This is a genomic window from Haladaptatus sp. CMAA 1909 (genome assembly GCF_043952005.1).
Taxonomy (GTDB): Archaea; Halobacteriota; Halobacteria; order Halobacteriales; family Haladaptataceae; genus Haladaptatus.
The window spans coordinates 189529-206007 of record NZ_JBIOAV010000004.1 but is presented as its reverse complement, the minus strand read 5'-3'; the positions used below and the strand labels follow the sequence as shown (position 1 = coordinate 206007).

The 16479-nt window shown below is 51.9% G+C and carries 10 protein-coding genes; 2 read left to right on the top strand and 8 right to left on the bottom strand.

Annotated features, from left to right (window positions below; genetic code table 11):
• Window positions 1-201: 201 nt before the first annotated feature.
• Entirely contained in the window at window positions 202-483 is a 282-nt protein-coding gene (locus ACGYLY_RS25595) for a hypothetical protein (RefSeq protein WP_395285587.1), read from the bottom strand.
• A gap of 106 nt (window positions 484-589) precedes the next feature.
• Entirely contained in the window at window positions 590-1393 is an 804-nt protein-coding gene (locus tag ACGYLY_RS25590; RefSeq protein WP_395291298.1) for a hypothetical protein, read from the bottom strand.
• 709 nt (window positions 1394-2102) lie between these two features.
• Here ACGYLY_RS25590 and ACGYLY_RS25585 point away from each other — a divergent pair.
• Window positions 2103-3710 (top strand): hypothetical protein, encoded by a 1608-nt coding sequence (locus ACGYLY_RS25585; RefSeq protein ID WP_395285585.1) that lies wholly within the window; start codon window positions 2103-2105, stop codon window positions 3708-3710.
• Here the strand turns inward: ACGYLY_RS25585 and ACGYLY_RS25580 are convergent.
• The 3 genes from ACGYLY_RS25580 to ACGYLY_RS25570 form a co-directional block, all read right to left on the bottom strand.
• Complete coding sequence (locus ACGYLY_RS25580; RefSeq protein ID WP_395285584.1) at window positions 3634-4785, bottom strand: glycosyltransferase family 4 protein; 1152 nt, start codon at window positions 4783-4785, stop codon at window positions 3634-3636. The genes ACGYLY_RS25585 and ACGYLY_RS25580 overlap by 77 nt on opposite strands.
• Before the next feature lie 87 nt (window positions 4786-4872).
• Complete coding sequence (locus ACGYLY_RS25575) at window positions 4873-6354, bottom strand: flippase (RefSeq protein ID WP_395285583.1); 1482 nt, start codon at window positions 6352-6354, stop codon at window positions 4873-4875.
• Window positions 6355-6535: 181 nt separating this feature from the next.
• Window positions 6536-8281 (bottom strand): right-handed parallel beta-helix repeat-containing protein, encoded by a 1746-nt coding sequence (locus ACGYLY_RS25570; RefSeq protein ID WP_395285582.1) that lies wholly within the window; start codon window positions 8279-8281, stop codon window positions 6536-6538.
• Between the two features lie 1498 nt (window positions 8282-9779).
• On the opposite strand from ACGYLY_RS25570, the gene ACGYLY_RS25565 reads away from it, so the two are divergent.
• Window positions 9780-10919 carry a glycosyltransferase family 4 protein gene (locus ACGYLY_RS25565; RefSeq protein WP_395285581.1) on the top strand — a complete coding sequence of 380 codons (1140 nt, stop codon included), beginning with the start codon at window positions 9780-9782 and terminating at the stop codon, window positions 10917-10919.
• Between the two features lie 348 nt (window positions 10920-11267).
• Here ACGYLY_RS25565 and ACGYLY_RS25560 read toward each other — a convergent pair whose 3' ends face one another.
• The 3 genes from ACGYLY_RS25560 to glmS all read right to left on the bottom strand — a co-directional run bounded on the left by ACGYLY_RS25560 (window position 11268) and on the right by glmS (window position 15462).
• Entirely contained in the window at window positions 11268-12116 is an 849-nt protein-coding gene (locus tag ACGYLY_RS25560) for a polysaccharide deacetylase family protein (RefSeq protein WP_395285580.1), read from the bottom strand.
• Entirely contained in the window at window positions 12113-13426 is a 1314-nt protein-coding gene (locus tag ACGYLY_RS25555) for a glycosyltransferase family 2 protein (RefSeq protein ID WP_395285579.1), read from the bottom strand. The genes ACGYLY_RS25560 and ACGYLY_RS25555 overlap by 4 nt, the downstream gene beginning before the upstream one ends.
• Window positions 13427-13647: 221 nt before the next feature.
• Window positions 13648-15462, bottom strand: coding sequence for a glutamine--fructose-6-phosphate transaminase (isomerizing) (gene glmS / locus ACGYLY_RS25550; protein WP_395285578.1), 1815 nt, complete (start codon window positions 15460-15462; stop codon window positions 13648-13650).
• Window positions 15463-16479 lie beyond the last annotated feature (1017 nt).

Here is a 16479-nt window from a genome sequence, read left to right as displayed (position 1 = left end):
GCGGACGGCCGCATCGTCTAAGAGATCCGCCTCGTCGGTCCAGTCATCGTTGTTACTCCCGTCGGCGTAGTACGGATCACTGGCAGTAAGCGGTCAGTCGGGAGACCGGCCACGTGGTCGAAATAGGATGATGGGATAACGCCTACGAACAACATGCACTCTTCTCCGGTTTCGACGTACTCTCTCGAAATTCGCCAGTCGTTAGAAGAATGGATTCCATTCGACGAAACGGAGAACTGTAAGGAGAACAAAAAAACCGAACGCACAGAGCGCTACAAGGGTAACGATGCGGAGGCGGCTACGCCACGGTAGCTGGATATAAATAGGGGCGGTCGCTTCAACAATAGTTATAAGACCGATGAATGACATGACAATAAACGTTCGAAGCGACAGGACGTCGAGCACGGACAGTATGATTGTTGCAATCAGCATCCACATAGTCTGGCTATAGACGACGCGCCGTCGTTGGGTCATATCAATCATCACTGAACTCCTCCTCCGTCGTTTGAGGGATCGTCTCGGCGATGATCTGCCGATAGTGGTTCTGGTCTGTGAGTCTCTCGTCCTGCGCACCGACGTTCGACCGTGCTCATACGAGCGAAAGTGATATAAACGACGTGCTGGCGTTTTCGGAATCCGGGTTTTCGACGTCAGTACGTATCGGTTGTTCCAGTCCCTTTGCCAGTCCGATCGCTATGAACGAAACAATCGGATGGTCGATCTGATCAATTGGTCCGAGACGATTCTCGTCTATTTCGACGACGAAGCGTCCGCTATCGGCTTCATAGTTGGCGGTAGCCGAGCGAGCCAGTTCGAACTGGTCGGTTATCGCCTCTATCAACTGTTCTATGATACGCTCCGGTGTGTTTGCAACTTTTTTGGTAGCGGTGTTTTGAAAACGACAAAACAGATCCGTTCCGCTCGGATACAGAGCGATACCGCGTTCCGCGGAAGATTTGGAATCGACGAACAGGGAGTCGGAAGCGAGCTCAACCGGAACGCAGTAATCGGGTGATTCCGGGACGAAGAGTCTGACACCGGAGCGATTGGGGGCCGAGGTGGTTGGTTCCGGTACATAGATTTGCACGTTTTGGAGACCGAACTCTCGGATGATCGCGAGTTCGTTTCGGGAAAACGCCGAGTACATATCGGTACAGACGCGCGCGGAGAGTCGTAGTTCGGGCGAAAGATAGTACAAAAGCACTCCGGAAAACATCCCAGTCCCGCCCAGCGCGAAGAGCACGGGTCCCTCGCCTGGTAATATTATCCCTCCGACAATCAACGACGCTCCAAGACCGCCGAGAACGAGCGATAACGGCTGTAGCGAACGCTCTCGAGTATTGTCGTCCTCTATCTGGAACTCACCCCGTCGGAAACCACCCATCGACGTCACGACATCTTTCCTGCCCTCGGCGTCTCGGTGAAAGGACGAATTGTACCTATCGTCACTCATGAATCGTCCTCCTGTCACAAGTGCCGTTGAAAACTAGTTCGACGAACGGTCTCATTTCGTATCTCCCATTCACCACCCGTCATCTTAGCATATAAAACCTCCGGAGACAATAGATAGAAACGGGAAATTATTTTGCTTCCATTGAACGTCACATGAAATTCGGAGCAAAAAAGTTTACATACGGTGACATAAATTTAACTTTTCAATTATCTCCAAAACGTCTACTTATATTATGGGGTGTAGAAGGGACGAGAGGTTCAAAAGGTCAGATAGTGCGATTCTACGTCTCTCATTCCAGGCGCCGAACGTTTACCATCGGTATTACCAGAATTCTTCGAAAGTAATCGTCGGTGCGATCGGATCTGAGCGAATAACAATATACGCTCGTCACGACTTGACTATAGATACCAACGAATACTCTAAATACCCGAATTAATTGTGGGCACACATCAAATGAGGTATAACACTTCCGCCCGCAGAATGGGAAGACGAGCGGTTCGAACGGACGGCGTCCAGTGCGATAGCGAGGCTAGATACGATGGGACGAGAAAGGTGGAACAACCGATATCGACGGTGGGTATCCGTATTGTTATTGATCCGAAAGCGGATACTGTACTTATTACCGTTGTTTCTATGCCTTGTCGTCATTGTGAAAGCAGTTTCCATCCCGCCGCGTGTCGACAGATGGGCTTACGCAACGTGGTATGTGGAAGATTTTCTCATGTCCTCCGGATTACGGTTGCCCGACTGCTCCCATTTGTCCACAATTGGGAACTACGACGCGTATTGGCCGAAGCTGTGCACTCGAGTGTACGAACCGGGCCAGGCATACGCGAACGTTTTCGCAGAGCGCGTTACCGGTTTAAGGTTTACCAGCACCTGGAGGCGGTTCTTTCTGCTGACCGCGGGACTAAAATTCCTAGCCGGATATCTGTTGGGGGGACTGTACACCAATAAACGAAAGTATCAGTTACTCGCTGCGTCACTCGTCTTTCTCGTTCCGGACTACTCGGCGATGTACATCACCGAGGCACGCGGCTTGTCATTTCCGATACTACTTCTAGGCGTCTACTCGACGGTCGAATGGAAACGCGGCCAGCAACGGATGTTCGTCTCCGCTGTCGTCTGTTTGACATTTATCTCATACCTCTACTTTCCACGGACCATCCTACTCTTCGCGATATTAATAATGTTTAGTGTTGTTTGTGCGGTACAGCGAAACGATAGACTGCGTTTCGTTACGGCCACCGCCGCCGCGTTCGCTATTGTCTACCTTCTCCAATTACAGTCAGTAATACGGAATATATTCAAATATGATGTACTTACAATAAATGGGGAGTCGGCTAATTCCACCTTTATCGTCGCCCTGCACGATCTTATCGGAATCTCTGGAGAGAACTCTGTTCCATTCATTGTGTCGGCACCCCCGTACGGTGCGATCACACTTTTGCCGATAGCGATAGCCTCCGGTCTCTCGTGCATGCGAGCGTTTTCAATCCGGAAGTGGTCGTTTTTCCTTGATGAACGGTTAATCTGGGTTTACACGATAATCGTCACATACATTCCCGTAAGTTTCTCGGCCAGCTTCTTTTGGTCACGGATTTTCTTCGAGATGGCCGTTCCCGGTCTCCTCATCACAGTGGATCAGTTAGAGCAGGCCATCGACGAGCATGGACACAAGAGGATGTTGGTTTCCTGGGTCATGGTGTTGGCTATCATCATGGCTGCGGGCAACATCGCCACGATCCCTGATCCGATCGTAACTCCCTACCAGCAGGACAACTACGAAGAACTAGCAACTGAGCTTCAGGATCACGGTATCGACCAGAGCACCCCAATATACACCGATATGAAGACTGGAGCGTATCTGGTGGGAGAGTACCAGTACAAATGGGTGTACCGTATCAACGAGGATCGAAACCGAGATGCGATGATAGACGTCTGGTACGGTACGAACGCGACGAGAGCCTGCCAGTACATAAAATCAAAAGGGGACGTTCGTTACTTTATATTGAATGAAGAAGTCAAGACTAAAGGATTAGCCATAGAGAATTATGATCGGAAACCGATCAACGAGACGGCGTATCGAAAGTTTGAAAAAAGCAAAGCGTTCGACAAATATTTCCAAACGGACAAATTCGTTGTGTACCGAGTGCGCTGTGACGAAAGGATACAGCGGTCTATAAACTCTCGTAGATATCCAGCAGCATCTCGGTACTCGCTTTCCAGGAGTACTCTCGCTCACAGAGCTTTCTAGCTTCGTCCATCTCAAAATCGTCTATCGTATTGACCGCGTCGACGATGGCGTCCGCCAACGCCTCGTGTTTGTCCTTCTCCACGATGATACCGATATTGAGATCTGCGACATGGTCGGAGACCCCGACCACGTTCGTCGTAACGACTGGTGTCCCGGACGCAAGCGATTCGAGGATAACGAGTCCGAATCCTTCCTGGTCTGCGTCATTGGACGGGAGCACGAAGAGATCCGCACTGCTGTAAAGTTGCTGGAGCTCTACCTGCGAAACTCGTCCGCAAAACTCGACATGATTGTCGATCCCCATTTTGGTGACGGTCGACTCGTATGCCAAGCGACGCGAACCGTCGCCACCGACGAGCAGCTTAGGTGTGTCCCCATCTCGTAGTGCGATTTCTTTGACTGCTCTGAGGAGCGTATTGAGTCCTTTGTACTCGTGGTACTCATCCAAGACGCCGAGGAAGAAGAGGTTGGGTCGTGCCGGATCGAGACCGATTTGTCGTTTCTGTTTTTGAGGAACCGTCTTCGGACGGAACTCCCTCGTATCGACACCGTTGTTGACAACGGTGACTTTTTCGGCGTAGTTTTCGATGTGGGGAGAGTGGGACAGATATCCTTCCTGCGTAACGATGATTCGGTCGGTGACGCGCAGAAGGAACTGAAGTGCCGTTTTGTTGTATAGTTGCGCCACGTAGTGATTGACTCCCTCTCCGGTGATATCGTTGTGGTATGTGAGAACCACTGGTGTGTTCGTAACCAAGCCGACGAGCGCGCTGATGTCGGCACTCCATGGAGTCGGAATGTGTGTATGGATTACGTCGGCGCGTCGGGCGATTTTCAGCAGCTTCAACGGTAGTCGAGGGGTGACACTGGTGTTCGCGATTTTTCCGACCGGATCGACTCTCTCTATGCGAATGCCGTCGATCGTGGTACTCCGAGGGAGACGAGGCGAATTTCTTGTGCAAACGACCGTGACGTCGTGACCCTTCCGTACCATCTCTTTCGAGATGTCACGGACGTACGACTCCACGCCGCCGATGTCGGGATGAAATCGGCAAGGAGTTTGAACTACATGCATGGAAACGTACATCGATAGAACGGACAATAACTTCGACGGTTAATAATGCACGTTACCGATGAAATGCCACTTTCTCGTAGAGCATAACTATGAACGTTCCTCAGTAAGCATGTGGAAAAAGCGAATTTCCTCTGGTTCTATGTGGACGAACAGCACGATCAAATACGAGAAGACAAACAGGATTGTGAATAGCACCATCGCTCCGATCGTCCGACCGAAAACGGATTCGACAGCGATCAGCGATCCGAAAAATGAGATGAAACCCAGGAGGAGCACTTTCGCAGTTGTCCAAGAGATCGGAAACACGCCGCTGTAAGAAAAGAGACGATACGTCCAATAGCTGTTCACGGCAATGTACGCCGAGACGGAGGCCAACGCCGCGCCGAAAGCACTGATCGACGGAATCAGCGTGACGTTCAACAGGATATTCAGCGAGAGACACATAATGTTCCCGCGCAGGATAGTTCGCGTCCGTCCAAGTGCGATCAAACCATGTTCGTTGATTCCGGCGATTATGTGAATGAAAAACCCGGTCGAGATCAGCAAGAGGAGGTTCGTCGCGGACTCATACTCGGCACCGAACGTGATCGATAGGATCGGTTTAGGGAACGCCAGTATGAGACAGTAAACCGGCAGCGACACGAGCGCCATCCACTTCGTTACCAATTTGTAAAACCGATCCATTTCGTCGGCGTCGCCCACGGTAGCGAGGTCGGAGAAGATTGGCAAGAACAGAAATCCGATGGCGGTGTGAACGACGAGGAGTACCCTCGGAACCGTGAAGGCGGCGTCGTACACGCCGACGACCGAACTCGGTTTGAAATAGCCGAGTATGAAATTGTCACTCTGTTCCATCAGCGACCAAAGACTCCGCGAAACTACCAGCGGAAGGGAAAACAAAAGGAGTTCCCACGACAGGGGACCGGTTAAGCTCCGCGTGATCTCAGAAATATCGAAGAGATTTGTGTGACCGTAGAGGAAGTAAATCCCGATGAGCGTCGCCACGAACGGCGCAACGAACCAGCTCCCGGTGATACCGACTGGTCTCAATCCCAGTACAACCCCGACCCCGACGGCGACGGCTGTCCCGGTCTGATTCAGAACGTTTTGCACCACGACTCGCCATGTAGACTTTTCGAGGCCGCGGAATATTCCAACGATTAACCGAGTGAGCACGACGAACGGTAGTGAAGCAGCAAAGACTATCAGTACCGGGAGGAATTTTGGCTCGTGGAAGAAAGAAACTATTTGATTCGAGAACAGCACGAGACCGACCGCGAAGATCCCAGCGGTCGAGATTGACGCTAACAACGGGGCGTACATCGTACTGGGTTCGTCGGTTCTCCCGAGGTTGCGAGCTATCCCTTCTGGTAGTCCGAGGAGTGAGACGATGGACAGAACCTCGACGACCGTGATCCCGAGGACAATGATACCGTAGTTATCGGGCCCGAGATATCGGGCCGTACCGAGCCGGACGACGAACGAACTCCCCGCACCTAGTATGTCACCTATGAACACCAAGGCCGTCCCCTGTACGAAGCGATGGAACGCGTTTTCGACGTTACTCATACGAATTCATATCGGTTTTTCCGTCGAACTTCGTGTGCCTCCGTCGCGCGCTGTTCGCGGCGAATCTACTGTAAAATCGACGGCGGAACCAACGCGGACTACCACCCAACATACGTACCACCGATGTGATTTGCTTCGCGGGTCTGGTCGAAACGTTGTTCGTTCGTCACGAATTCGATCATCACGGCCAAACCGCCCACCTCACTTCGACGGGATTTTCGCCGCCAATCTCCCGAACGGAGATCTGCGTATTCGTTCCGTCAGTCGTGACGAACGAGTTCGCTTGACCCATTCCACCCAGCGCCATGAGCGAGATGATTGGATGGAATACGGTGTGTGAACTAGACCAAACGACTTGCGATCCACCGGCATCGAGTGAAACAGAACCCGACGCGAGAGGCATCGGCGGATTGTTTCCGACACGAATGTTCTCACGTCCGGGAACGTTCCAGGCTCCCCGAGTGTGTCTCGAGGCAGAGTTCCCCACGAACGAGTTATTGTTTACCGACGGACTGTCGATTTCGATACCGAACGACTGCGCGCTTCCCGCGTTCTGCGTGACGTTCATACCGACCACGTTATGGATGGAGTGACGTGACCCTGCACTCCCGAGACGAATTCCCGGTGCAGGACTCTCGGTGGTACCGCTGTCCATGACTATGTTGCCGACGATCCCTCCGTAGGTTCCGCCTCGATAGAAGATACCCACCCCGTCATTTCCGGTCACGACGTTTCCGATCGTTCCGACTCGTGACGCGTCCACAAAAATCCCGTTTGACGGGCAGTCGCTGACGGTGTTGTTGGCGACAACTACCTCAGTCGGTTGCTTATCGGTCTCGTACGGATTAACGACAATCGCACCGTCCACGGAAGGGTTTCCTGAGTTGACTACTCGGTTATTCACGATGGCTCCGCGGCTAGAGTTTTTCACGAAAGTGACCGCCTGAGACTGACAGTCTTTGATTATGTTTCCATAGACGGTTGTGTTTTGAACATTATCCTGGGCTACGGCGGTATCAGTGAAGTTCTCGATGTAGCAGCCACTCACTTGGAGGCTCGTCACTAGATTGTTGAAAATAAAATCACATGGCGCTCCGTTCTTCCCGCCCCTGTATCCGTTGCAATTCATACAAACGATATCATTTCCTCCATCATTCCCGATCGCCGCGCCTTTCGCACCGTCGGTTACGGTGAGATCCCGGTATAGAACTGATGAGGCGCCGGACCGCTTCTGAATAACGTGCAAGTTACCACGCGGAAGAGATGTGTCTTGGTTGTCCCCGTTCGCGTCGACACGGAATTTTTCCAGCGTGACATCCACACTCCCTTCAGCAATTGTGATCGCATGGGTGTTCGCTCCGTCGGGTAGCCTCAACGTTGATCCCGATCGGTCGCCCCGAATAGTCACTTTCTCTGGAACCTCGATAGGCGGGTTTTGTATCGTCGACGTCCCAGCTGGGATGACGACGGTTTGGCCAGCAGAAACATCATCGATAGCTCCCTGAAGCGAATCATATTCAGCAGCGTAGATGACCGTTTCGGAGAGAGAGCGAGTTCCTACCGCATCGACCGATGGCGATATTCCGGAGGATTCTATTGCCCGCCATCGGTTCCCATCTCCGATAAACATTCGCTCGGTATTTAGCGCAAGGAACTTCGCACCATGTTTAGGAGTGTACGAGCCTAGGTTCGACTCGGCATCTCGGATCTCGACATCGGTGTCGAGTCGATCAATGTTCTCGTCAAACAGTTTGCGCCAGTCGACGTTTGCACCCGTCGCCGTGAAGTAATCATGGTTCTCCGTCATTTTTTGTATGTCTGATGTTTCTCTGTTTTCGATCCCTGACCGGATTTCCGGGTAAGTGAAAGCTGCTACTGCAAGTAGTTTTATGTACTCTCGTCTATCGACCTCATTTCTCCCCCTCATCTTTCAACGTGATATACAAATGTACACGTACCTATTTAATACTAGGTCGTTCGAACCCGACAAAAGTAGGGCAAAAATTTGAGGAGACGAATGTAAATAGAGATGACATTTGATCGGATAGAATCCTGTTTATCACACCACAATGGAAATCGATTGTTCTCGCCTTATTTTGAAGGATGAAGAAGACGCGCTGAACCCACACGCTTCCCGGTGACACGGTTGCGGGGGTGACAGGTGAGCCAGACCGTACTCTTTTTTACGGTTCGATAAGCCAAGTCGGTTTTGATGCCGCTACTGTGGTCATACTTTCAAGCCGTTTCGATGTGACCGCTGTAACGAGAACTGTAACCGTTTGAGGGTGATAGCACTTTTGGGCGTATCACTGGCAATCGAACGCGACGAGTTTGTCGGCCTCGTGGAATCCAGTAGAAGCAGAAAATCCACGCACGTCCGCCTGCTTGCGGGACTCGATACGCCGACGGGTGAGATGATGACACTTGCTGGGAAAGACAGACGTTGCTTTCCCAGCGAGAGTTGACCAGCCTACGGCTGCAACGGGTCAGTATCGCCTTCCAGCGATTTCATCTGTTACGCTTGCTGTCTGCGAGAGTGGACGTTGCGCTCCTGCTCGTCAAACGCGGCGTTTCTAAGTGAATGTGGTGGCAGCGAGAGGCCAAACCGCTTGAACGCGACGGACTGAGCGATCTGTAGAGCCGACGGCCGAACTCGACACGGACGCCGGAGCTGCTATCCTTGACCTGATTAAAGACCTAGCGCCCGATCGAGCGGTATTACAGACGTCCCACGACGAGCGAGCGCTTGACAGTTTCGTTTTCCGAAGGATCCGAACTCGCCGGGAGATAGACTATTTTCTCAGCCAGTTCGTCGACAACCGAGTACGATTCCGCGTGCAAAACTCACTCGAAGATGGCTCGGCGGTGCAGTGGAACGAAGAACCGTCGGATTTCGATGTCGCGCTCGTCGCCAGCATTTCCTCTCAGAGAACATGTTTTTGTATTCTATAGCCTGCATAATGATATCGGAGTGGGAACATTCGGCGTGCAGACGATCATGTGTTCGATGTCATCTCGAAGGAACACCGCGTCGAGATTGGTAAACGTCTTATAGCCTAGCTCTTCCTCTCCGGTACGGTTCTCTCCGAAAATTCGTCTGCCATAGCGACTATCTCATCATCCAGATATTTGACGGCAGATTTAACTCACTGTCTTCTATTCTGCCGCTATAGACTACTGCAAATGGTACTGCCATTTCGCTTCCAGTGACACTATTTCAGCCACTCGTCAGGTTATTTAGATAGTTCAACCACGGTAAGTCGTATTATGCTGGTTGGTAAGCTGAACGATATCAAAATACCTTGTTACGTCGATTCGAAACGTAGGGTTGAACGACCGTCGGTACCGAAGGGGGATGAAACGGGCGTCTGAACGTTTCTCACGTTTTATTAGGGAGCCCAATCGAATTGCACCGGTGAATTTCGGTGCAAATCGCATACGTCTATGATGTAGTTTATCCGTGGGTTACAGGTGGTGCAGAAAAGCGGATCTACGAACTGGCGACGAGGCTGGCAAGGCGAGGCCACGACGTCCACTGGTACTGCGTCGGCTGGTGGCTTGACAAGCGAAACCAACGTATCGTCGATCACGACGGTATCACCCTTCACGCCGTCTGTGAACCACAGGAACTCTACGTCAATGGTCGTCGATCGATTCGAGAGGCACTGTGGTTCGCGGCACGGTTGTTTCCGGCGCTCGATGGTGCAGAGTACGACGTTGTCGACTGCCAGTGTTTCCCATACTTTCCGTGTTTTCCAGCGAAACTTAGGACATTGACCGCGCGATCAAACCTCGTCATCACGTGGCACGAGGTGTGGGGAAACTACTGGAAGGAGTACCTTGGGTACCTGGCACCGTTTGGAAAGCTCACCGAGCGGGCCACCGCGCGCACGCCGCACCATCCAATAGCGGTCTCATCCAATACGGCCGACCGACTCACTGCCATCGGTTCCGCCCGTAAGACCATCAAGATCGTCCCGAACGGCATTAATGTCGAACAGATCCGAAGTGCCGTACCACCTGAGGAGGGCTACGACATCCTCTTCGCCGGTCGACTCATCGAACACAAGAACGTAGATATGCTCCTCGAGGCCTTCGACTCGGTCGCCGATGTCCACGACGTAACTTTAGGAATCGTTGGCGACGGACCTGAACGCGAACATCTTGAAGAGAAGCAGAAGTCGCTGACCCACGCCGCCAACGTGGAATTTCTCGGATTCGTCGATGACTATGAGGATGTCCTTGGACATATGCTCGTCGCCGATGTCTTCGTATCCCCAAGTACGCGGGAAGGGTTTGGAATCACATTCGCAGAAGCAATGGCTGCCGACTGTACTGTCATCGCGGCTGACTATCCAGATTCAGCTGCGGACGAAGTCATTGACGGCGCGGGATTCCTCGTCAAACCCACAGTCATTTCTCTCACCCAGTCACTCAATGCCGCACTATGCGGTGAACGCCCGTCTACTAATCCAGTCAAACGCGCTCAACAATACGACTGGGACACAGTAGCCGACCAGGCCCAGTCCGCTTATCAACATGCTATTGATGGATCTTGGTGTTAGGTGTCTCATCACATGCGTCTCCAAATATCGCCTGTGAAGGAGATGCCGGAGTGATGACTGGATGACACAGCCGTCGATTCGGAACGTGACTGTGTCCGAGATGACGAAGTGGAATCCGGTCGAGTTCAGGTCCTCGAATCCAACACCGCCGTCGTGCTGAACGGTATCACGTACGATGAATTTGTTGAACCCCGAACCGGCGGAGGCCAAACGGTACTACCGAACCGTCGAGTCCGACGACTGCGTGTGAACCGATTACGTAGATGACAGGGGAATCCGTCGTTCGTGCTACCATCCCCGAACGTTCCAGGTACTCCCTGCGAACGTCGTTCGGGGGCTCGACGGGTGTTAGGACACCATCCCGTTCGTCTCTACTACTCGACCTGCTGGTTTGAAGTCGAACGCGTCAAGCAAACTATCGAGTTTCCCAATCGTTCGTTCGATACCGTAGAAACTGACGAATCGAGCGTGGTACGGTGGTGAGTCAGTGGTAACGGACGGGTTGAACTCCCAAGGGTGAAAGTAAAGCGTCGCGGGGATCCCTTTGCGATTGAGCGACCGAACGCCTTCTCGTAGCATTCTCGCCGGTAGCATGCGGGCGTAGAAACCACCTGCGATAGGGATGCGGACGCGCGGATGAGCCACGGCAGTGGGGAGTTCGATCAGCTCACCATCGCCCGGGCCGAAGGGGTCGGTCGGGTCAACGCGATACGGCCGAACCGGCGCTTCGGGAACCCCGTACATCGGCGTCCATGTCGGGAAGACACTCGAATCGTACCGGTATCCCTCGTCACAGAGTGCATTGAATGCCCACACGGTCTCTCGTCCGACAGAGAAATTCGGTGCTCTGAACCCCTTTGGGCGTCGTCCCGTTGCCGCTTCGATAGCATCGGCGCTGTCGACGAGTTCCCGCCGGAACGAGTCGACATTGAGATCTCCGAGGGGTGTATGCGTGTGACCGTGTGATCCGATCTCGTGTCCGTCGTCGGCGAGTTGCTCGATCAAATCAGGATACTCGCGAGCGAGTTCTCCGACGACGAAGAACGTCGCGGTCACGTCGTGTCCGTCGAGGAGGTTGCGAACGATGGCAACCGAATCGCGAACCCGATCGATGGGATCATCGACGGCGTCCCGAACGAGCGTCGCCGAATACCAGTGTTCAAGGTCAAACGTCAAGGCGTTCAGTATAGAGGTCATCCGTTCACACCCCCTATTTGGGTGCCCAGCGAGTGGAGGATAATTGCGGTAAAGCAGGCGAAGATACCAGAGAGTAAGAACAGAACCGACGTGATGGCCAGTCCGACCGGGAACGTTCCCGTTTGGACGTAGTTTATGAACGTCCAATAACCGAAGCCGAAGCCGATAAGCGCGCCGGCGAACCCCGGTGCGCCGAGAATCGTCATCGGACGCTCGCGCTCGACTGTCTTGAGTATGTTCCGTACCAGTACGATACCGTGGTGTATTGGGTTGAGGCTGCTTCCATTCGGCACATCGTACGAAATAGTCGTTCCAACCTCTTCTATGTCGTAGTTATTGCGGTGAGCATGATTGAGGATATCGGTGCTTGCATCCATTGAGTCCCCCAGCGTCGAATCCACGGCTAGCGATTTGATTATGCGAGCATCGTACGCCCGAAATCCGCTTTGCGAATCCGTTATCCATGAATTCGGTCGGACGACGCCGAAGCTGAGATTCGTGAGAATAGTTATCATCAAGAGACCGAACCGACGGTAGCGTGGAATCTGATTGTCGACATTGTCGACGAACCGACTGCCGATGACGAGTTCCACATCTGTTTGGCGCTGAGCGGCCACGAGTCGCGGGACGTCTGTTGGGTCGTGTTGTCCATCTCCATCGATGACGACGAGATGATCCACCTGCAGTACGGCAGCTTCACGGAAGAGTGTCCGCAAAGCGCTACCGTATCCCTGATTTCGTTCGTGGACGATGACATCCGCACCGGCCGAACAAGCAAGTTCCGCGCTCTCGTCATCACTTCCGTCGTCAACGACGAGGACAGCATCAGCGTATACACTCGCTTGCTCGATGACTTCTCCAATCGAATCCTCCTCGTTATAGACTGGAATTCCAACGAGAACGGACACTTTGTTCGAAATCGTCGTCGTTGCTCCGTCGACGATATAGTCGTCTGACCGAAGAAAGCGTTCTTCACTTCTGTCATAATCTAACCTCTCTGTCGGTGTCTGATGAAAAATCACGCCAGGGAACCCACGTCTCTTCGCCGATCGAGCGAGATCGGTACGCAACGATCTAAAGCCATCTTGTGGTGATTCTCTGTTTACAAGGTGGCACCCGAGTTGAGTAGCCACTGTGACCGACTCAACATTTTGATCGCCGGCAATCACCACCATCGTCGGGTAGCCGTGCCGCTTTGCCCGGAGGAGGGAACGAGCAACTGCGTCCGCGTTCGTCGGCGTCGCGACGACGCCAATTACGGGTCTGTTCAGACGCTCCTTCGTCGTTCCATCGTCATTCTCTTGGAACATTGTCATAATTTCCCGAATAATTTATCGTATCTTCAAACAATTCCACTGAGCTCAACGAGATACTGCCTCTTCGGACGATTCTACCAGCCCTGTAACCTACTAAAACCACTTTAGCTATGACGACTACTAACCCTAGAAGTACATCACCCAATGAGTCAGTCGAGATCGTTTGCTTTATCTTTTCTTTCATGATGATTATCGCTCTAATCGGCCGTTCTCGTTTATTCGACTGTGACACTCTTGGCCAGGTTCCGCGGTTTATCGATAGGGCGTTGGAGGTGTCGGGCTGTGTGATATGAGAGCAACTGGAACTGGGTATTCACGAGAATCGGCGACAAGTGCGGGTGTGTTCTCGGAACCGAAATGACTTGATCGGCGTATTCCGGCACATCCAGCGCTCCATCGGTTACGACGATGACGGGCGCACCCCGCGAAGCGATTTCTTCCACATTCGCGATGGTCTTCGTTGCGATCTCGTCGTCACCGGTGAGTGCAACGAAAATCGGCGTTTGATCGGTAATGAGGGCCAATGGACCATGTTTGAGTTCCCCCGCAGCGAATCCCTCCGCGTGTTCGTATGTTATCTCTTTCATCTTCAACGCACCTTCGAGGGCCACGGGGTACTGTAACCCCCTGCCGATGAAGAAGTAACTTTTCGATTCGAGATACCGTTGAGCGACGTCTTCCACGTTCGATCCGCTTACTATCCTCGAGACGTTGTTCGAGAGGTTTCGTAGTTCGGTAATGAGGTCGAACGCGTCCTGTCGTGATCCTGATTGTTGTCGATCTAGGACTTGGCATGCTAACAGGTTGAGCGCTGTAAGTTGTGTTGCGAACGTTTTCGTCGCTGCAACTCCAATTTCCGGACCGGCTCGAATGTAGAGCGACTCGTCGCACTCTCTCGTCGCCGAACTATCGACGACGTTTGTCACGGCGAGCGTCTGTGCCCCTTGTCGTTTAGCTATTCGAAGCGCGTTGAGCGTGTCCGCAGTTTCACCGCTTTGAGTGACTCCCACGACGATCTGGTTCTCATTTGAATCGTTCGCTGGAACGTACTCACTCGCCAAAAAAGCAGACGATGGTATTCCAGATCGTCGAAAGAGCAGGGATCCATACTTTGCCGCGTAGTAACTAGTTCCACAGGCGACGAACTCGACGCGGGTTTCGTCCGTAACATCCATCGAGACACCCAAATTAACCTCGCAGTCCGAATCAAGGATTCGACTCCTGACGCACTGATCGATAGCGTGCGGTTGTTCGTGAATCTCTTTAAGCATATAATGCTCGTATTCGCCCTTCTGAGCGGCAGAGAGATCCCATTCGACCGTTGTGACTTCTTTTTCTACGGGTTCGCCCATCGGATCGGATACGTCTACGCTCTCCGGCGTTATCCGAGCGATTTCCCCGTCTTCGAGGTATACTACCTTGTTTGTGTATTCGCGGAAGGCGCGCACGCCGCTAGCGAGGAAATTTCTCCCGTCTCCCAGTCCTAGCACGAGCGGCGATTTCCATCGTGCGGCAAGTATCACGTCCGCTTCCTCGAATATCGCGGCGAGAGCGTAGCTCCCCTCCAGTCGCGCGATCGTTTTCCGAAACGCCGCCATCGGATCCAAATCTTCTTTCAAATAGTGTTCAATTAAGTGAGGTACGACTTCTGTATCCGTCTTGCTGGCGAAAACGTGACCGATGGCCTCCAGTTCTGCTTTTAACTCTTGATGATTATCGATAATCCCGTTGTGCACTACGGCAATCGAGTTCGTACAGTCTACGTGGGGATGTGCATTCTGTTTGGAAGGCGCGCCATGCGTGCTCCAGCGAGTGTGACCGATCCCGAGCGAGTACTCCATATTAACCTGATCGTCCATCACCGTTCGTAATCGGTCGAGCTCTCCTCCCTTCTTGATCACTTTTAGCGGAGCGTCCTGAAGTGCAACCCCCGCAGAATCGTATCCGCGGTACTCGAGATTCGAAAGACCGTTTAGCAGAACGGCCGGTGCATCGTTCAATCTACTGGTGTAGCCAATGATTCCACACATTCTCTTATTCACCTCGGTTCTTCGGTTACTTCGTTCGAGTAACAATCCTCAGATAAAGCCGTATAACCACTTTGTTATCCACTCCGAGCAGTGTAGTCTCTAATCGGTTATCCCTACCGAGCGGAAAGTCAGCATTCCTTTTCAACATCTATCGGACACGTAGTCCAGAGTTAACGAATCCGATATTCCCTTTGCTTTTCTATTTATTAGAAATCCGAAAGATTCTTCATACGAGTGATTCTTTGTTATCCGCGAAGCACAATCTTTCTCCCTCCGGTTAATATCTCTATGCAAACGAGTACCATTTTGGTGCACCGTTTTCTTCGCCAGCTGTTGGAAGCAGCTGGTGGTTGTCGGTCTCTATCAGGTAACGGGGGCGATCCCAGTAAGAGAAAGATCTCAGCAATTAGTATATGTCAATTCTAGTTTGAAGGGTTTTTCCTCCTCATAGAATAGTCAAAATTGGTAGCGATTTATTATACATTTGACTAGAAAAGTTTGTGTTGAGATCAACGATAGTGCAAAACAAGTCATCTTGCTCTTTCGCTAGCTGTTTTCATCGATAGTCACTCTGTCTTTTATAGATGCAATTGATATACGTTGATACAAGTCAGGCGGAAATGGAATCTGAGGAAGAACGATAGGAATTAACCCCCCATTACAAAAGTAGGTGTGTAACGAGGCGAACTGCGAACTCAGCTTCATTTGCTGTCAAATCCTTATATTCTTTTTTGTGAAAAAGCAGAAAGAAAATACTGACGAAAAGTAACAGTGGTAACTCAGTCCATAACATCATTCAGACGTCAGTAATCCCTCTACGCGATGATAATTTAATCCAATACTGAATTAAACAATGTGAATTAAATCCAGGCACTACCCGTGAAATCTTGCTAAAATGAATCTCCCTTTTTCATGTCCACAAGATTTTTACTAGCATGCCAAATGCGGCCTCGCGGGTGATCGCGTTCGAGCCATCCTTCCTCTTCGAGTTGCCGCAGTACACTTCTAATAGCACTA